17 protein-coding genes and 1 tRNA gene are annotated in these 15,486 nt (G+C 57.4%); 5 read left to right on the forward strand and 13 right to left on the reverse strand.

The window, feature by feature from the left end; all coding sequences use genetic code 11:
• Positions 1–155: 155 nt before the first annotated feature.
• Both BLU01_RS11150 and BLU01_RS11155 read left to right on the forward strand, forming a co-directional pair.
• The gene (locus BLU01_RS11150) at positions 156–980 is read left to right on the forward strand and encodes an FkbM family methyltransferase (protein ID WP_092274816.1); all 825 of its coding nucleotides are present in this window, start codon (positions 156–158) and stop codon (positions 978–980) included.
• A 77-nt stretch (positions 981–1,057) separates the two neighbouring features.
• Positions 1,058–1,133: transfer RNA gene (locus tag BLU01_RS11155), tRNA-Thr, on the forward strand.
• 502 nt (positions 1,134–1,635) lie between these two features.
• On the opposite strand, the gene BLU01_RS11165 is transcribed toward BLU01_RS11155, so the two are convergent.
• From BLU01_RS11165 to BLU01_RS11175, 3 genes are read right to left on the reverse strand one after another with little or no spacing between them, the layout of a single operon-like run.
• On the reverse strand, positions 1,636–2,346 hold the full coding sequence (locus tag BLU01_RS11165; protein WP_092274822.1) for an SDR family NAD(P)-dependent oxidoreductase: 711 nt from the start codon (positions 2,344–2,346) through the stop codon (positions 1,636–1,638).
• A 38-nt stretch (positions 2,347–2,384) separates the two neighbouring features.
• Positions 2,385–3,041 (reverse strand): DsbA family oxidoreductase, encoded by a 657-nt coding sequence (locus BLU01_RS11170; RefSeq protein WP_092274825.1) that lies wholly within the window; start codon positions 3,039–3,041, stop codon positions 2,385–2,387.
• Positions 3,038–3,259, reverse strand: a complete 222-nt coding sequence (locus tag BLU01_RS11175) for a tautomerase family protein (RefSeq protein WP_092274828.1) — start codon at positions 3,257–3,259, stop codon at positions 3,038–3,040. The genes BLU01_RS11170 and BLU01_RS11175 overlap by 4 nt, the downstream gene beginning before the upstream one ends.
• Positions 3,260–3,820: 561 nt before the next feature.
• On the opposite strand from BLU01_RS11175, the gene BLU01_RS11185 reads away from it, so the two are divergent.
• On the forward strand, positions 3,821–4,114 hold the full coding sequence (locus BLU01_RS11185; RefSeq protein ID WP_092274834.1) for a DUF3077 domain-containing protein: 294 nt from the start codon (positions 3,821–3,823) through the stop codon (positions 4,112–4,114).
• 136 nt (positions 4,115–4,250) lie between these two features.
• Here the strand turns inward: BLU01_RS11185 and BLU01_RS11190 are convergent, their stop codons facing one another.
• Positions 4,251–4,928: an RES family NAD+ phosphorylase gene (locus BLU01_RS11190; RefSeq protein ID WP_092274837.1), complete on the reverse strand. Its 678-nt coding sequence runs from the start codon at positions 4,926–4,928 to the stop codon at positions 4,251–4,253.
• Positions 4,928–5,338, reverse strand: a complete 411-nt coding sequence (locus BLU01_RS11195; protein WP_092274840.1) for an MbcA/ParS/Xre antitoxin family protein — start codon at positions 5,336–5,338, stop codon at positions 4,928–4,930. The genes BLU01_RS11190 and BLU01_RS11195 overlap by 1 nt, the downstream gene beginning before the upstream one ends.
• 322 nt (positions 5,339–5,660) lie before the next feature.
• Between BLU01_RS11195 and BLU01_RS11200 the strand changes: the two genes are divergently transcribed.
• The gene (locus BLU01_RS11200) at positions 5,661–6,587 is read left to right on the forward strand and encodes a LysR family transcriptional regulator (protein ID WP_092274843.1); all 927 of its coding nucleotides are present in this window, start codon (positions 5,661–5,663) and stop codon (positions 6,585–6,587) included.
• Here the strand turns inward: BLU01_RS11200 and BLU01_RS11205 are convergent.
• The 5 genes from BLU01_RS11205 to BLU01_RS11225 all read right to left on the reverse strand — a co-directional run bounded on the left by BLU01_RS11205 (position 6,498) and on the right by BLU01_RS11225 (position 10,227).
• A complete protein-coding gene (locus BLU01_RS11205; RefSeq protein WP_092274846.1) occupies positions 6,498–6,821 on the reverse strand; it encodes an AzlD domain-containing protein in 324 nt (107 codons plus the stop codon). The two genes, BLU01_RS11200 and BLU01_RS11205, sit on opposite strands and share 90 nt — an antisense overlap.
• On the reverse strand, positions 6,800–7,516 hold the full coding sequence (locus BLU01_RS11210) for an AzlC family ABC transporter permease (protein WP_092274848.1): 717 nt from the start codon (positions 7,514–7,516) through the stop codon (positions 6,800–6,802). The genes BLU01_RS11205 and BLU01_RS11210 overlap by 22 nt, the downstream gene beginning before the upstream one ends.
• Positions 7,513–7,950, reverse strand: coding sequence for a GNAT family N-acetyltransferase (locus BLU01_RS11215; RefSeq protein ID WP_178076641.1), 438 nt, complete (start codon positions 7,948–7,950; stop codon positions 7,513–7,515). The genes BLU01_RS11210 and BLU01_RS11215 overlap by 4 nt, the downstream gene beginning before the upstream one ends.
• Before the next feature lie 13 nt (positions 7,951–7,963).
• Positions 7,964–8,710, reverse strand: coding sequence for a 2OG-Fe dioxygenase family protein (locus tag BLU01_RS11220; protein WP_092274851.1), 747 nt, complete (start codon positions 8,708–8,710; stop codon positions 7,964–7,966).
• A 230-nt stretch (positions 8,711–8,940) separates the two neighbouring features.
• Positions 8,941–10,227: an OprD family porin gene (locus BLU01_RS11225; protein WP_092274854.1), complete on the reverse strand. Its 1,287-nt coding sequence runs from the start codon at positions 10,225–10,227 to the stop codon at positions 8,941–8,943.
• A 502-nt stretch (positions 10,228–10,729) separates the two neighbouring features.
• On the opposite strand from BLU01_RS11225, the gene BLU01_RS11230 reads away from it, so the two are divergent.
• Positions 10,730–12,832 carry a TonB-dependent receptor gene (locus BLU01_RS11230; protein ID WP_092274857.1) on the forward strand — a complete coding sequence of 701 codons (2,103 nt, stop codon included), beginning with the start codon at positions 10,730–10,732 and terminating at the stop codon, positions 12,830–12,832.
• Positions 12,833–12,964: 132 nt separating this feature from the next.
• Here the strand turns inward: BLU01_RS11230 and BLU01_RS11235 are convergent, their stop codons facing one another.
• The 3 genes from BLU01_RS11235 to aguB all read right to left on the reverse strand — a co-directional run bounded on the left by BLU01_RS11235 (position 12,965) and on the right by aguB (position 15,414).
• Entirely contained in the window at positions 12,965–13,177 is a 213-nt protein-coding gene (locus BLU01_RS11235) for a hypothetical protein (RefSeq protein ID WP_092281576.1), read from the reverse strand.
• A 246-nt stretch (positions 13,178–13,423) separates the two neighbouring features.
• Positions 13,424–14,530, reverse strand: a complete 1,107-nt coding sequence (gene aguA / locus BLU01_RS11240) for an agmatine deiminase (protein ID WP_092274860.1) — start codon at positions 14,528–14,530, stop codon at positions 13,424–13,426.
• Positions 14,531–14,535: 5 nt separating this feature from the next.
• Positions 14,536–15,414: an N-carbamoylputrescine amidase gene (gene aguB, locus BLU01_RS11245; protein ID WP_092274863.1), complete on the reverse strand. Its 879-nt coding sequence runs from the start codon at positions 15,412–15,414 to the stop codon at positions 14,536–14,538.
• Positions 15,415–15,486: the final 72 nt, after the last annotated feature.

Here is a 15,486-nt window from a genome sequence, read left to right on the forward strand (position 1 = left end):
CGACTGTCGCGTTGTGCATAAGCACTCTATGAAAACGACATAACCGCCGATTCCCGGACACGATCAGCGGAAAATTGCGCCACGCATCCGCGCTTGTTATACAAGACGCCAAGGGTGCCACCAGCGCAGCCAGGAATAACCGACAGGACGCCACTGTGACCTTCATTTCCTACGCACAGAATTTCGAAGACATTCGCCTGTGGCGCGCCCTCAAACAGTTCGAAAATGGCTTCTACATCGACATCGGCGCCAACGACCCCAGCCACGACTCGGTCACCAAAGCCTTCTACGATCGCGGCTGGACCGGCATCAACGTCGAACCGATGCAAACCTATTACGACGCCCTGCGCCAACAACGCCCCAACGACACCAACCTGCAATGCGTGGCCAGCGACAGCGCCGACGACCTCACCCTCTTCGGCATACCCGGCACCGGCCTCTCCACCGTCGACCCGGCCACCGCCGAGGAACGCACCGCGCTGGGCATGGACGTGCACCGCCAAACGGTCAAGGCCCGCACGCTCAGCTCGATCTGCGAGCAATACGCGCAAAACCCCGCCATCCACTTCCTCAAAATCGACGTCGAGGGCCACGAAGAAACCGTCCTGCGCGGCATGGACTTCGCCACTTGGCGCCCGTGGATCATCCTCATCGAAACCCCATGGGCGCGCGACCACACCTGGGAACACCTCGTCACCGACGCCGGCTACCAAGCGATCCTGTTCGACGGCATCAACACCTGGTTTCTGGCCGACGAACACCTCGACCTCAAACCCGCCTTCGACATCCCACCGTGCAACCTCGACAACTTTCAACTGTGCCGCGGCCACGCTTTCAGCCACCCGTTGAGCGACGCCGACCAGCAACTCGCCACCGCGCTGCAACGCGCCGAACACGCCGAAGCGCAGCTGCGCGCCATGCAAAATAGCCGCACCTGGCAGGCCCTGCACAAACTCAAGAAAACCCTCCTGCGCACCTGACCAGACACCCGCGCAAAAATAGTCTGAATTCAGGGGTTTACAGAAGCATTCCAATCGCTATAATCGTCGCCCAACACGCCGGTATAGCTCAGTTGGTAGAGCAACTGACTTGTAATCAGTAGGTCCCGGGTTCGACTCCTGGTGCCGGCACCATACAAAACGAAGCCCCTGCAGAAATGCAGGGGCTTTGTTGTTTCTGGGGTTTGAAATACAAGAAGCTTGAATTTGAGCTCCGCCTCAGTATCTGCGGGAGTAGTTCGCCCTCACAACGCGTGTGATGTAGCTATTTAAACCACTTCCTGCCACTGCCAAGCGTCGCAGTTCGACCACAGTTGCGGCACCGGGCTTGATCGAATCGTAAACATAATTTCTGTACGCCCCATCCGCGAATTGAACAGTAATTTCCCCCTGTCCTAACTCGTAAGCGATGACACCCGAATCGCCGCCGAGATTTTTGTATCGCTCCATCTGTCCACCTATCATCGATAAGTAGCGAATTGCTCCCATCTGGAACAATAGCTCGGATTTTACCGCGCTATGAAAGGGGCCGATTTATTCTCATTCCAGGTGCGACTTTTGGTGCCAGCACAATACGAATCAAAGCCCTCGTAGACCTACGAGGGCTTCGCTGTTTCCGACGTCTGTAAATCAGGCCTCAGTGCCCCGCACTCTGCCCGCCATCAACATGCAAAATCTCCCCGGTGACAAATTTTGCGCTGTCGAGATACACAATCGCCTGGGTAATATCGTGCACTTCCCCCATATGCCCAACCGGGTGCAGTGCGCCCAACGCGGCGTGTGTTTCTTCACCATGCATCGGTGTTTTGATGATGCCTGGGGAAACCGCATTCACCCGAATCCCACGCTTGGCGTATTCAATCGCAAGGGACTTGGTCGCCGCATTAAGTCCACCCTTGGTCAACGAAGCCAACACCGACGGCACGCCATCAATCGCGTGGTCCACCAGACTAGTGGTGATGTTGACGACATGCCCGCTGGCCTGTTTTTCCATCTCGGCAATTGCAAGTTGGGTGATGTAGAAGAAGCCATTCAAGTTCACCGACAGCACGGCGGCGTAGTCTTCCTGGGTGTATGCAGTGAACGGTTTGGCGACGAAGATTCCGGCGTTGTTGACGAGTGTGTCGACGCGGCCGAAGCGCTCGATGGCTTCGCGGATTACGCGCTGGGCGACGGCCGGGTCGCCGATGTCGCCGGCTACGGTGTGAATGTCCGGGTCGGTAGACGGTTTGATTGAACGCGAGGTGGCGACCACCTGGTAATCCAGTTCACGGAATGCCTTGACCATTCCTGCGCCCAGACCTTGCGACGCGCCAGTGATAACGATGACTTTTCTCGAATTGCTCATGATGAACCTCAACTAATAAATGATGGTTTGAAGATTGATCAGGCTTCAACAGGCGCCTGCGCCATTTGCCGCAACATCTGTTCGTAGTACTCGACGGACTGCGAACCGGATACCAAGTGACGACCGTTCAACACCATGGCCGGGACCGAGTTGATCCCGCGTTGGCGGTAAAACACTTCAAGTTCACGCACTTCGCTGGCGAATGCGCCGGACGCCAATACTTCCCGCGCTGCTTGCGCATCCAGTCCAACTTCTGCCGCCAGTCGAACCAGTGTTTCGCGATCACTCGGGTTTTGGCCGTCGCTGAAGTAAGCGCGCATCAAGGCTCGCTTGAGTGCAACTTGCCGTCCTTCCTGCAATGCCCATAACAGCAACCGATGGGCATCAAAGGTGTTGTAGAAGTGGCTGCGTTTCTCCAAGTCGAACTTGAAACCGATGGCCTCGCCGCGAGCGATCTGCAGCGCTTTGCCGGCCGCGACGTCTTCGGCAGTGCGCCCGTACTTGCGCATCAAGTGCTGGACCGCGTGTTCACCTTCGGCCGGCATGTCCGGGTTCAACTCGAACGGCTTGTAGGTCAACTGCACCGCAACTTCGCCAGCCACGTTTTCGATCGCTTGCTCCAACGCCGTCGCGCCCAACGCGCACCACGGGCAGACCACGTCGGAGATGAAGTCGATAGCGACGGACGCAGTCATGACTTGCCCTGCGCGTCGGCCAGTTGTTTTCGGTACTGAGTGGTGGTCACCCCGGCGTAACCCCAGTTATCGGTGTCGACTTCCTCGATCACGATGTGGGTCAGGTGCGGGTCCTTGTTGAGAACGCGCTGCAGGGTTGCAGTGATTTCGGCAATCACCTGAGCTTTCTGCTCGGAGGTAACGCCATCGCGGGTGATGCGCACGCTTACGAAAGGCATGAGGAAGTCTCCAGTGGCCTGCCCTTCGGGATGATGGGTAGGCGTTGGAGAAGAATGTAGGGGGTTGGGTCAGGGGGATAAAGGTGGGGGCGGGTACTTCATTAGTTACGTGGTGTAATGATTCTTGGGGCTGGGTAGTGTGTATTCACTGGCGGATGAGGAGAGCAAGATCCAGTAACACAACCACCACTTGGCCACGATTGCGCATCCCCTGCCCGACGTCTACCTTCAAGCCGTCGCTGCCAATTCAGCGACCGGGCCTGAGAACCCAAGTAAGATACAGGCGCACAAGCGCCCCAAATCACGATTGCCGGCGTTTTTTTGTGTCTGCATCCCCGTGTAATGGCGGCTGTGCGTGGGAGACCTTCGGGTCTGCCGGATTCCTGTATCTCCGGTTTCTCAGCCCGCGCATAGCTGCCACCCATTCGCCTGAGAACGAACGTGGTAGCTCAAACTTTTGATTCAGGAGTTTTTGCTAATGCCTGCCTTAGATCGGTTCAAAGCTTGCGCCACCGCCTCGCCCGTCATTCTTCAGCACCGCCGAAAAACCGGAGGTGCACAATGACGATCCCCCAAGACCTGAAAACCATCGGTCTCACCCCGTTTTCCTACCACGCCAACGAACCACTCTTCCGCATCAACGCCGGAGTTCCTGTGATCGAAGCCCTGACTCACGCCTCCAACCTGCTCCACGTCGCCAAAATGCTCGCCTCGGATGCGGCGATGGATCGCGAAACCGACCGGCATGCCTGGGCTTCGTATTATTTGCAGGACATGAGCAAAGCGATCATTGATGACGTGGTGAAGGTGCTCGAAGCGCCGGGGAACAACCGCGGCGCTGACGTTGTTTCCTAAATCTTTCTGCCCGCATGAAAAAGCCCCGAACTGATCGGGGCTCTTTTACACAGCGCTAAATAAAAGATTTTTTTCATAAAAACGATTATCGAACCACCCGCTCCTCCCCTACCCACCACTGTCTCGCCGTTAAAACTCAAACCTCACTCACCTCAAACACAAACGAAATCCTCCGGCTGCTCGCACTCCACACATACCGAATGTGCTTGCCCTGCTTCGGAATCGACACTGCCGGCGGGCGGAACGCTGCAATACATTCATGCCCCGGCAAGCGCACGCTGTTGTACAGCAGCCCCCACGACAGGGTTTCGCGCAGTTGGCGGGCGAACGCCTGCGACGGTCCATAAGCGCTGGTATCAGGATCATGCAGTTGCGGGTAGTTCTGGCGAATGTCGTGTAACGGTTTCAACACTTTGTTGACGTAAGTGCGCATGGTCAACTCAAGGTCCGGCTCGTTGGTGGCGGCGAGAAACCGTTCCTGGTGGTAGCTCGTTTCAGCAATCGCCGCAGCCTGGCTGCTCGCGGCGTAGTAAACGCCGAAGGTGCCGTCGGTGAAGCGGCTGCTTTTGCCGATGTGGGTGAACGCGGCCATGACCGGCGTGGAGCCGGGGCCGGAGATTCGGTCTTCGGGACGAACGCGCGACAGCACGCCGGCCTCTTCCATCAATCGATCGTTGGTCAGCGCTTCGAGGGCGTAGGCCGTGGGCAGGTCTTCGGGATCGAGCACGTCTTCGAACAACGAGATCGGCGGGAAGCAGCTGTTGACGATCCGATAGGCCCGCGGCCACTGCGGCTCGACCAGTTCCGGCGCCATCAACCGCGCACTCCGTCGAGGTAGCGGCGCACGTCAGCGATGTCGACGACGCGGCCGACCAGCATGTAATCCAGCGCGGTTTGGCCATTGAACGGCGCGGCGGTATTCGGGCTGCTGACCCATTTGTAAACGCGCTCGCGGCTGTTGCTGAAGATGATGCTCAACGCCTTGTGAATGCCCATGAGATAGGAAATACGCTCGAGCGTGTCACGGGGCAACCGCACATTCGGCGGCAGATGTTTGTACTTGTAGAACGTGGTGTTGCCGACTTTGCCCAGCAACGTGCGTTGCTGCTCGGCGCTGCAGCCCCAACGCTCCATGAGATTGAAGAAGAACTTGAGCGCAACACGGCCGGCTTCGGCAGTGTCGAGTTGTTGTTCCGGGGTTTGGGCTGTGGAAGAGGTAGGCATTTGATGGGCCTGCTTTTTGAATATCGTGACCTGAGACTAGTACAGAAACGGAGGATTATGAATATTTTATTCGGGAACGAATTCTGAAGTCGTTCAGGAGGTGCAGAGTCATGCCCGCATACCCAACATTTTATTTGACCCCAATCACCCCACCCCACCAAAAACCCCGATCCTGTGTAAGCCTCCAGCCATCGGCTGCGGAATCAATTCGCTACTAAACCCGCGACAACTATGCTCAGGTGCAGGAATATAGCCGGCACAGGCGCCGGATCGGTCGCAAGGTAAACAACAATTGCCAGCCCACTTTAGAGGGCATTACCCCATGGATAGCAGAACCTTACGCAACCTTATGCGCATCGTGCAGACCGGCTCGTTGTCGGCGGCGGCGGAGCATTCCTGTCTGACCGTGCAGGCGTTGGCCGCGCAGTTGAACAAAGTCGAAGAGCAGTTTGGTTTTCGCCTGTTTCGACGTTCCAACAAGGGTTTGACCCTGACGGCGCAGGGCACCGAGCTCACGCCGTACATGGACAAAGTCCTGGTGGCGACGCGGCAGATGGAAGAGAAAGTCGCGGCGTTGAAAGCGCCGGGGCAGCGCACGTTGAAGGTGGCGTTGAACACCACGCTGTCGGAAGACTTCAATCGGCGCATGATCGGACGCCTGTTCGAGGTGTTTCCTGACCATCAGCTGGAGTTTTCCTACGCTGAGTCGATGGAAAACCTCAGCAAGTTGAAGAATGAAGACTTCGACCTGGCGGTGCTGATCGGTCCGCAAAAACCGGGCATGCCGAGTATTTTGTTGCCGGATGTGCAGGTTCAAGTGGTCGGCGCGCATTGCGGTCAGGAAAACGATCCGCTGGTGCTGCTGGGTGACAAGTTTCAGGTTCGTCCTGCAGACGATTGTCCGTATTCCCACAGCTTTTTGCGCTTTCTCGACGCCGGCCTTGGCAATAACGAGTCTGGCCAACGGATGATTTATTCGTGCAGCGAAACCCTGACGCTGTCGTTGATCCCGCAAATGGACGGCATCGGCATGGTTTCGCGCACCGCCGCGCAAAAAAATGGCCTGACTATTTTTCCCGGTTTCGAGGATTACCTCGAAGTGCGCCTCGCGGTAAATAACCCTGAGTTGTCCAGCCAGGCGTTGAGCGATGTGGTCGATTTACGCCTGCATGAACGCGCCGAGCGCAATGTACGCAGCCGTCCCAACCGCCACACTGAGAAAGAGGTTTTTGCTGAAATACGCACATAACAACGTCGGAATTGCCGCATAGAATTCCGGGCGATCGAGCTGCACATGCTGGTCCTTGATCAACAAGGGCGTGACGCTGATGGCAGCGACGATCGCCACCGGCAGGTATTCCAGCGCGCGGGCAACGAATGGCGGCCAATGCTCGGTGTTGATTTGCAGCGGCAACGCGCGCGGCAGGAAGGTCACGGCCATCATCAACACGACGACCAGAATCAGGAACGTTTGGTCAGGCATACGCCCACCCCGCAGCCAACAAATGTGGCGATAAACACGTTAAACGGCGAGCTGCCGACCAGGCTCAGCGCACCCATGCAAACTACCGCGGCCGCCGCGGCAATCAATTTGTTGCGGGTGTTGCACAGCGACACCAGCACATACAGCATCATCGCGGTCAGGGCGTAATCGAGTTGGTATTTGATCAGGTGCGCCGCGTACTGCGCGCAGATCGCCCCGAGCAAACCGCCGAGCACCCAGGACGTGTGACAAAACAAGTTGAAACCGATCAGGTAACGCACGTTTACCGGCGCGCCGCTGCCCAGTTTCACGCTGTGAAAAGCGAACGATTCATCGGTCAGGCCACCGGCGTAACACCAGCGTTCAAATCGACTGAGGCCCAATGCGCGCAAGGCCTTCGCCATGTAGACCGACATCAGCATATGCCGCGCGTTGATCAGAAACGTCGTGAGAATAATCGTGGTCAGCGAAGCGCCGCTGGTGATCAGCGCCAACGCCGCAAACTGCGAAGCGCCAGCGTACACAAACAGACACATAGCCACCGGCAGCCACACCGGCAACCCGGCGTTGACCGCCATCAAACCAAACACGAACGACACCGTGAAGTAACCGGCCACTACCGGGCTGGCTTCTGCAAAGGTGCGCGATGGCTGTGGCTCGACCATCAGCGGCGGGCTGCTGGACGTCTCATTCATAGGTCCCTCTCAAAGGTCGTTTCGCCACGCGGCTCGCAAAAACCCTGGGCAGTCCAAAAACGCTTGCCGGCAAGGTTAGCATCGTCGACGAACAGGAACATCCGCAGCACGCCGACGCGTTTCATGTCTGCCGACGCCGCTTCAACCAGGCGTTGGCCCACGCCTTGCGCGCGGTATAGCGGGCTCACCGCCAAGTGATTGATGGTGCCGCGACTGCCGAGCATGCCGCCAAGCACCGCGCCGACCACTTCACCGTTGAGGTCGAGCGCGAGGTAAGCGGTGGTGGTTTTCTGCATCAACACACCGCGCAAACATTTGGCGTCCTGCCAATCGCAAAACGACACTTCGTCGAACTGCCGAAAGAAGCGCTCCAGGCGCAGCGCATCCTTGGCGTTCGCGCGCCACAGCATCACCGATGCCGCGGCGTCGTCCATGGGGTCGAACTGTTCAGCGAACAATGTCGAAAGCGGTCCCGGGCCGCGAAAAGGAAATCGCCAGAATCTGCCGATACGCCATGTCGTGCGAATGGGTATTGCGTGCAGGCGTTACGTAATGGCGCATGTCGCGATCAAGGAAAAACGTGGTGTCGAGGATTTCCTGGTAAGTCGTCGACGCCAGTTGTTCCTGATGCGCGGAGTACAAACGACTCTCGGCGCCATCAACATTGTTGCGTCCCCAGAAGTGCACGCCGCTGAACGGATAACCGTCGCAGTGAATGCCTTCAGGGGTGATTTCCAGTTGTTTGCCGGGTTTGATTTCGATGCGGATCTGATGGATCTGGCATTGCCAGATTTCATCGTGCAACTCCGGCGGCAAGACATTTTTGTACACTTCGAAATCGATGTCGATGAGGCTGCGCATCACCGGCGAGTTGATCACTTCTTCGGAGAAGTCCTGAAAGTGCCGAACCATGCCGCCAACGTAACTGTTGTTGGCTTTGGATTGCACATACGCGCGGTGTTCCAGTTGCTTAAGATCGCGGGTCACCGGGTTGTATTCGAAGTCGCTGTAACGGCGAAAACGCATACCGGATTCGGCCTGACCGTAGTAACTGTCCGGCTCCATGTTTTCCCAACTCTTGGTCAGTCGAACGAAGTCGGCGAAATGACCGTAGAGATTGAAGTCACCACCCTGGACGTTGACAAATTTGTCGCGCCTTAGCGATTCGCCAACTTCTCTGTTTAAAACGATCATTACTAGTCTCCGCTGCATTGAGCGACCTAATCTATTAGGTGCGGGATTTTCGGCCCATGAGAAAGAATTTCAGGCATCTCAAGCGTTGCTTGAAGCGGCGTAACAAGTTGCCTTGAACGCCGTTTTTTATGCCAAAAAGAACAGCTTTAGATCGTTTTGAGCAAAATGCAGGCGAAAAAAAACCCCGAACCAGTCGGGGTTTTTTCTGAGTTTTTTAACTCAGCCGATCATCAGAAGATGTTGATCGGGTAGTCGACGAACACACGCAGCTCGTTGCCGCTGACGTTGTACTCGCTGGACTTCTGCGACACGCGCAGAACCGAGCTGCGCAACCTTACGCTCAGGTCTTTGGCCGGGCCATTTTGCACGACGTACTTGAACTGGTTGAAGATCTCGCGCTCGGTGCCGCCCTCGCTGGTGGACGTGGTGATGTTGTCACCGCGCACGTAAGCGAAGTTGTAGCTCAGGCCCGGAATGCCGTAAGTGCTGAAGTCCAGACCGTAGCCCAACTGCCAGCTGCGCTCGTCTTCGGCGTTGAAGTCGGACCAGTAGGAGTTCGCCAGGTAGATGGTGTTGCCGCCGTCGCCGACACGGTTTTGGCCGCGCTGGTAACCGCCGTACGCATAACCGAGGTTGCTGTCGCCAGTGCTGCGCTGGTGCGCGAGGGTAAACGAGTGCGCGCCAGTTGCGAACGTCGCGGCCAGGCTCCAGATCTTGTTGTCGTCGCCCGTCACGCCGTTTTCGCGCACGTACGAGTTATCCAACTTGGTGCGGTAGCCGTTGAAGTCCAGCGTCAGCGATTGTTCTTTGTTGAACGGCAGCACGTAGTTGGCGTTCACGTATTGCTTCTTCAATACGTCTTCAACGTCGGACGCGTAGACCGCCGCTTTGAACTGCTCGGTGAACTGGTAACTACCGCCCAACACGTTGATCGACTTCAAGCCACCGCTGTCACGACCTTCAGCGCTCTTGCGCGATTCGGCGGTGAAGTGACCGGCGTTCAGCACCAGGCCTTTGACTTCTTTGGAGGTGATCAACGTACCGGTGTAACTTTCCGGCAGCAGGCGCGAGTTGTCGTAGTTCAACACCGGCAACTCCGGCATCTGGTCGCCGTAGGTCAGCGTAGTGCTGGAGATGCGGAATTTGACCGCACCGCCGAACTTGGACAGGTCGTCCGCCGCGTTGCCGCTGGCGCCCTGTTTGAAGAAGTCGATACCTTGGGCGCCAGTGCGGCCCTTGCCGCCGTCCAGACGCAGTGCGTACAGACCGAAAGCATCGACGCCGACACCGACCGTGCCCTGGGTGAAACCGGACGAGTAAGTACCGATGGCCGCTTGGCCCCATTCGGCTTTGTCCGGGTTGCCGTCCTTGTAATCACGATTGATGTAGGCGTTGCGCAACAGCACTTTTAGGCTGCTGTCTTCAACAAAACCCTTGGATTCGGCCTGGTCGTTAGCCATGGCTTGTGTCGCGCTCAACATCCCCAGAGCGATCAAACTGATGCGCTTATTCAACATTTGTTTTTTTCCTTATTACGGGTTGATACGCGCTGCGCCGAACGGCGGAAATGGCGCTGTTGCGCTCTTTTTTCACCCCGAAACAAAAAGGCCCGCCCACGAGCAATCCGTGACGGGCCTTTTTATTGTTTTTTGGGTCATGGCGGTTGGCCACAGGCGTTGGCATGAATCCTAGCCGCGCGCTTAACGCCGTGTCAATTTCATGAATCGTCTGAGAATAGGCAAAAAACGTCTAAGAAAAGCCTTGTGCGCGACAGTTTGTTGCAGGGATTGTCTTGAAATCAGTGGATACAACCGTCCAGGCCAAGCGTTTGGTGAGAGAAGCAGACTGTGCGCGGCGAGTTTGTACATCCGGCAGACAAGACTACTAAACCGTGTATCAATCCAGACACAATTGGAAACAATCATTCACAAGCGCTTACCAAGAATAAATAACAGAAGTAAATAACAAGCATTACCATTCGCGCGCTCGAATTCCTTCACCCTCTCGGATGCGCTCCAGATGCCTGCCCACTTGCGTTTTTCGCCCGTTACCCTTGGGCTCTCTGCCTTGTTGTCTGCCGGATTTGCCGGCGCCGCGACCACCGTTTTACCCGCCACGTCGATCAGCGCCGAAATCGAAACTGAAACCGACGACCCGCGCGTAAAGGAAACCAGCACCGCTACACGCACCGCCACTGCGGTGCGTTACGTGCCGCAAGCCATCGATTCGATTAAAACCGCCAACGTAGCGGATTACGGCACCAACGACCTCGGCACTGCACTCAGCGGTATCCCCAACGTCAGCAGCGGCGCCGACACGCGTTTCGACAGCTTGCGCATTCGCGGTTTTGACGCCAGCAACGACTTCTACCTCGACGGCATTCGCGACGACAGCCAATACGTGCGCGACTTGCACAACATCGAGCGCATCGAAGTGCTCAAAGGCCCGGCCGCCGTGTTGTACGGCCGTGGCAGCCAGGGCGGGATCGTCAATCGAGTGAGCAAACTGCCGGAATTCGGCCGCCGCTCGACCATTGAAGCGCAGGGCGGCAGCGAGGATTTGCGCAGTCTTTATGCGGACTTGAGCACCGACGTCAGCGACGACATCAGCCTGCGCCTGAACATGGGCAACATGGATGAAAACAGCTTTCGCGATGGCGTCAGCGGCAATCGCCAATTGTTCGCGCCGTCGATGAGCTGGCAACTGACGCCGGACCTGAACTGGCTGGTGCAGTACGAATACAGCCGTTACAACCGTACGCCGGATCGCGGAATCCCCGGTGTAAATGGTCGCCCGGCGGATGTAGGACGGGATACGACCTACGGCAGTGAGCACGATTACATCGACGACAAGTCACAATCCCTACGCTCCAAACTCAGTTACGAGCTGAGCGATAGCTGGCAACTGCGCCATACCCTGGGCGTGTTCAAGCTCGACAGCGATTTCGATAACACTTACCTGACCGGTTACTCCGGGGCGACCCAAAGCGTTTTACGCCAGCACTGGCAGCAGGACCTGAGCACGCGCAACGTTTTCAACAACGTCGAACTGGAAGGTGGTTTCGACACTTTTGGTCTGGAGCATCGCTTGCTGACCGGCGTCGAAATCGGCAGCCAGCGCCGCGACCCGAAGCTTTACAACGCTGCGACCGGACGCGGCCCCGGCATTCAAGCGGTGCCGGCGCTGGACTTGTACAACCCCAATCGCGACTTGCGCCACACCGGGCGCATGCAGGTGGCCAGCGACAACCACACCGAAGTCGAAAGCCGCGCGGTGTACGTGCAGGATCAGTTGCGCCTGAACGATCAATGGCAGTTGCTCGGCGGTTTGCGTTACGACACGTTCGACATCGAGTCGACCAACAAACTGCGAAACATTTCCGAAGATCGCGACAGCCACAGCACCAGTCCGCGTGTCGGCATTGTCTGGACGCCGCTGCAGAATCATTCCTTCTACGCCTCGTGGACCAAGACATTTTCGCCGGTCGGCGGTGGCTTGATCGGCATCACGCCGGGCGCGACCGGCAACAGCAATGACTTGAGCCCGGAGCTGACCAAACAGAAAGAAATCGGCGTGAAAAGCGACTGGCTCGATGAGCGCTTGAGCACGACGTTGGCGATCTACGAACTGGAACTGTACAACCGTCGCACCAGTGATCCGCTCAATCCGACCGTGACGCTGTTGACTGGCGAGCAACGCTCGCGCGGTATCGAACTGACCGCCAGCGGCAAGCTCGGCGGCAATTGGTACGTGCGCGGTGGCGTCGGTTTGCAGGACGCGACGGTGGAGAAGGACAACAACGGCTTCGAAGGCAAACGCGTGAGCAACGTGGCCAAACGTAACGGCAGCCTATTCCTGACGTGGAAACCGGAAATGGGCTGGTACGCCGAGACCGGCCTGACCCTGGTCGGCGACCGGTATGCCGACAACCTCAACACGGTTGTGCTGCCCGGTTATGGCCGTTGGGACGCGCTGGCCGGGTTCCGCCAGAAGGATTGGGATTTGCGCGCGGCGCTGAACAACATCAGCGACAAAACCTATTACTCATCGGCGACCAGCCAGTTTCAGATCCAGCCAGGTGCGCCACGTAGCTTGGTGGTGACCGGGACTTACAGCTTCTGAATCCGCAGCAATCGCTGTGCGAGTGAGCCTGCTCACTCGCACATTTTCGGATCTTCAGCGGTCGCGCAATCTCACCCATAAAAAAAGCGCCGCCCTCCCGGCAGCGCTTTCGGCAATCCATGGCTGTTGCTTTTATCCTTCCATCACATCCCACAACGCTTGCAGTTCCGCCTCGCTGAATAAACCGGCGGGGTAGCGCTCGATCATCATCCGGCGCGGATCAGGTTCCCTGATCTGACGCGTTCCATTGGACTTCAACCACTGCGCAAGGACCTGCCGCGATTCGCTGTTGACTGCCAGGGGATGCAGTGCCCGTTCGCTCGCTACATTCACTTCGGCGTTCATTTCGGCGCTCTCTCCCGGATTGTGAGCGGCTAACGTATCCAACGTTTGTGACAGAACGTCGCCGTTCTTCCCTCCCTGTATTTGCCTCAGGACAGATACAAGAGCTGTGCCAATCTGTCGCATTCAGAAATGCGCAGCTACAAAAAAACCCGCAATCCTTACGGGCTGCGGGCTCGGTGTTTCAGCGCTGCTCAGCAATCGTTGCCCGCCTGAATTTGCAGGCAACTCAAGCTGTTACAACTGCACTCAATCGTTGTGCGGCGCAGGCTGCTGTTGGGTAAGACAGTGGATATTGCCGCCGCCCAGTAACAGTTCGCGACCCGGCACCATGACCACTTCGTGCTGCGGGAAGAGCGTTTGCAGGATCTCTTTCGCCGGGCCGTCCAACGGATCGTTGAAGCTCGGCGCAATGATGCCGCCATTGACGATCAGGAAGTTCACGTAGGAACCCGCCAGGCGCACCGTCGGATTACGTTCCTGCGTGCCGTCCACTGGATCGACACCGGCGCATTCTTCCTCGGTCGCATACAGCGGCCCCGGAATCGGCATTTTGTGCACTGTGAACGGGCGACCCTTGGCGTCGGTGCTGCTTTCCAGCACTTTCATTGCAGCTTGGCAACGCGGGTAGTTCGGGTCCTGCGGATCATCGGTCCAGGCCAGCAATACTTCGCCCGGACGCACGTAGCAGCAGAAGTTATCCACATGGCCGTCGGTTTCGTCGTTGAACAAACCGTCCGGCAGCCAGATGATTTTATCCACAGCCAGATTTGCGCTGAGCACCGCTTCGATCTCGGCACGCTTGAGGTGCGGATTGCGATTGCGGTTCAGCAGGCATTCTTCGGTGGTGATCAGCGTGCCTTCGCCATCGACGTGAATCGAACCGCCTTCGAGCACGAAGCCTTCGGTGCGATAACGTTGGCTGCGCTCGATTTCGAGAATCTTGCCGCCAACCTGCGAGTCGCGATTCCACGGCGCGTACAAACCGCCGTCAAAACCGCCCCAGGAGTTGAAATCCCAGTTCACGCCACGCACTTCGCCGCTGTTATTGATCACGAACGTCGGGCCGGTGTCGCGGACCCAGGCGTCGTCGCTGGACATTTCGACCACGCGAATATTCGGCACATCGAGGCGCGCGCGGGCGTTTTCGTATTGGCCGGCGGACACCGCCACAGTCACCGGTTCAAAACGTGCAATAGCCTTGGCCACCGCGACGTGTGCGGCTTGCGCCGGTTTGCCACCCAGGCGCCAGTTGTCCGGGCGCTCGGGCCAGATCATCCAGGTTTGGGTTTGCGGCGCCCACTCGGCTGGCATGTAGAAGCCATCGGCGCGCGGGGTGCTGTTTAAAGTGGTCATCAGAATCAGGACTCCAGGGAACCGTCGAGGGTTTTCAGCGCAGTGTATAGGTTCGGGCGACGATCGCGGAATGAGCCCCACGCGCTGCGGATGTGCTCCAGCTCGTCGAGGTCAAAGCGTTGGACCAGCACGCCTTCTTCGGTTTTATCGAATTCCTGCACCTTCTCGCCGAACTGATTGGCGATAAACGAAGAACCATAAAACGTAATGTCGTAGCCGTCCTGCTCTTCGTTGCCGATGCGGTTGCTGGCGATCAGCGGCATCAGGTTGGCGCCGGCATGGCCCTGTTGCACGCGCTGCCAATGGTCGCGGGACGAAATGGTTTTGTCGTGCGGCTCGCTGCCGATTGCGGTCGGGTAGAACAGAATTTCCGCGCCGAGCAACGCCATGCTGCGCGCACATTCCGGGAACCACTGGTCCCAGCAAATGCCCACGCCGATTTTCGCGTAACGGGTATTCCAGACTTTGAAACCGGTGTCGCCCGGGTTGAAGTAATACTTTTCGTGATAGCCAGGGCCGTCCGGGATGTGGCTTTTCCGATAAATCCCGAGGTTGCAGCCATCGGCATCGATGATCGCGATGCTATTGAACCGCGCGCGACCCGCCAGTTCATAAAAACTGATCGGCAACACCACTTGCAGTTCCTTGGCGATTTTCTGGAAATGCTTGATCGCGACGTTGTCTTCAACCGTCGTCGCCAATTGCAGGTAATCCGCATTCGGCTTCTGGCAGAAGTACGGCGCCTCGAACAATTCCTGCAGGAGAATGATTTGCGCACCTTGGGCCGCTGCCTCACGGACCAGTTTTTCCGCGGTCTCGATGTTGGCTTCAAGGTCCCACGAACACGCCATCTGGGTAGCGGCGACGGTAACGATACGGCTCATGAATCATCTCCTGATCATTTTTATAGGGAGGCAAGTGGCGACTTTATAGCCGATAAATATCGGCTTTAAAAG

Source organism: Pseudomonas prosekii, from assembly GCF_900105155.1.
Classification (GTDB): domain Bacteria; phylum Pseudomonadota; class Gammaproteobacteria; order Pseudomonadales; family Pseudomonadaceae; genus Aquipseudomonas; species Aquipseudomonas prosekii.

Bases quoted from the DNA above. Each gene is read 5' to 3' on its own strand.
- BLU01_RS11165 (WP_092274822.1), bottom strand. From the start codon at position 2,346: ATGAGCAATTCGAGAAAAGTCATCGTTATCACTGGCGCGTCGCAAGGT.
- BLU01_RS11230 (WP_092274857.1), top strand. From the start codon at position 10,730: ATGCCTGCCCACTTGCGTTTTTCGCCCGTTACCCTTGGGCTCTCTGCC.
- aguA (WP_092274860.1), bottom strand. From the start codon at position 14,530: ATGACCACTTTAAACAGCACCCCGCGCGCCGATGGCTTCTACATGCCA.
- BLU01_RS11190 (WP_092274837.1), bottom strand. From the start codon at position 4,928: ATGGCGCCGGAACTGGTCGAGCCGCAGTGGCCGCGGGCCTATCGGATC.
- BLU01_RS11225 (WP_092274854.1), bottom strand. From the start codon at position 10,227: ATGTTGAATAAGCGCATCAGTTTGATCGCTCTGGGGATGTTGAGCGCG.
- BLU01_RS11205 (WP_092274846.1), bottom strand. From the start codon at position 6,821: ATGCCTGACCAAACGTTCCTGATTCTGGTCGTCGTGTTGATGATGGCC.
- BLU01_RS11215 (WP_178076641.1), bottom strand. From the start codon at position 7,950: ATGGACGACGCCGCGGCATCGGTGATGCTGTGGCGCGCGAACGCCAAG.
- aguB (WP_092274863.1), bottom strand. From the start codon at position 15,414: ATGAGCCGTATCGTTACCGTCGCCGCTACCCAGATGGCGTGTTCGTGG.
- BLU01_RS11200 (WP_092274843.1), top strand. From the start codon at position 5,661: ATGGATAGCAGAACCTTACGCAACCTTATGCGCATCGTGCAGACCGGC.
- BLU01_RS11175 (WP_092274828.1), bottom strand. From the start codon at position 3,259: ATGCCTTTCGTAAGCGTGCGCATCACCCGCGATGGCGTTACCTCCGAG.
- BLU01_RS11195 (WP_092274840.1), bottom strand. From the start codon at position 5,338: ATGCCTACCTCTTCCACAGCCCAAACCCCGGAACAACAACTCGACACT.
- BLU01_RS11235 (WP_092281576.1), bottom strand. From the start codon at position 13,177: ATGAACGCCGAAGTGAATGTAGCGAGCGAACGGGCACTGCATCCCCTG.
- BLU01_RS11210 (WP_092274848.1), bottom strand. From the start codon at position 7,516: ATGAATGAGACGTCCAGCAGCCCGCCGCTGATGGTCGAGCCACAGCCA.
- BLU01_RS11185 (WP_092274834.1), top strand. From the start codon at position 3,821: ATGACGATCCCCCAAGACCTGAAAACCATCGGTCTCACCCCGTTTTCC.
- BLU01_RS11220 (WP_092274851.1), bottom strand. From the start codon at position 8,710: ATGATCGTTTTAAACAGAGAAGTTGGCGAATCGCTAAGGCGCGACAAA.
- BLU01_RS11170 (WP_092274825.1), bottom strand. From the start codon at position 3,041: ATGACTGCGTCCGTCGCTATCGACTTCATCTCCGACGTGGTCTGCCCG.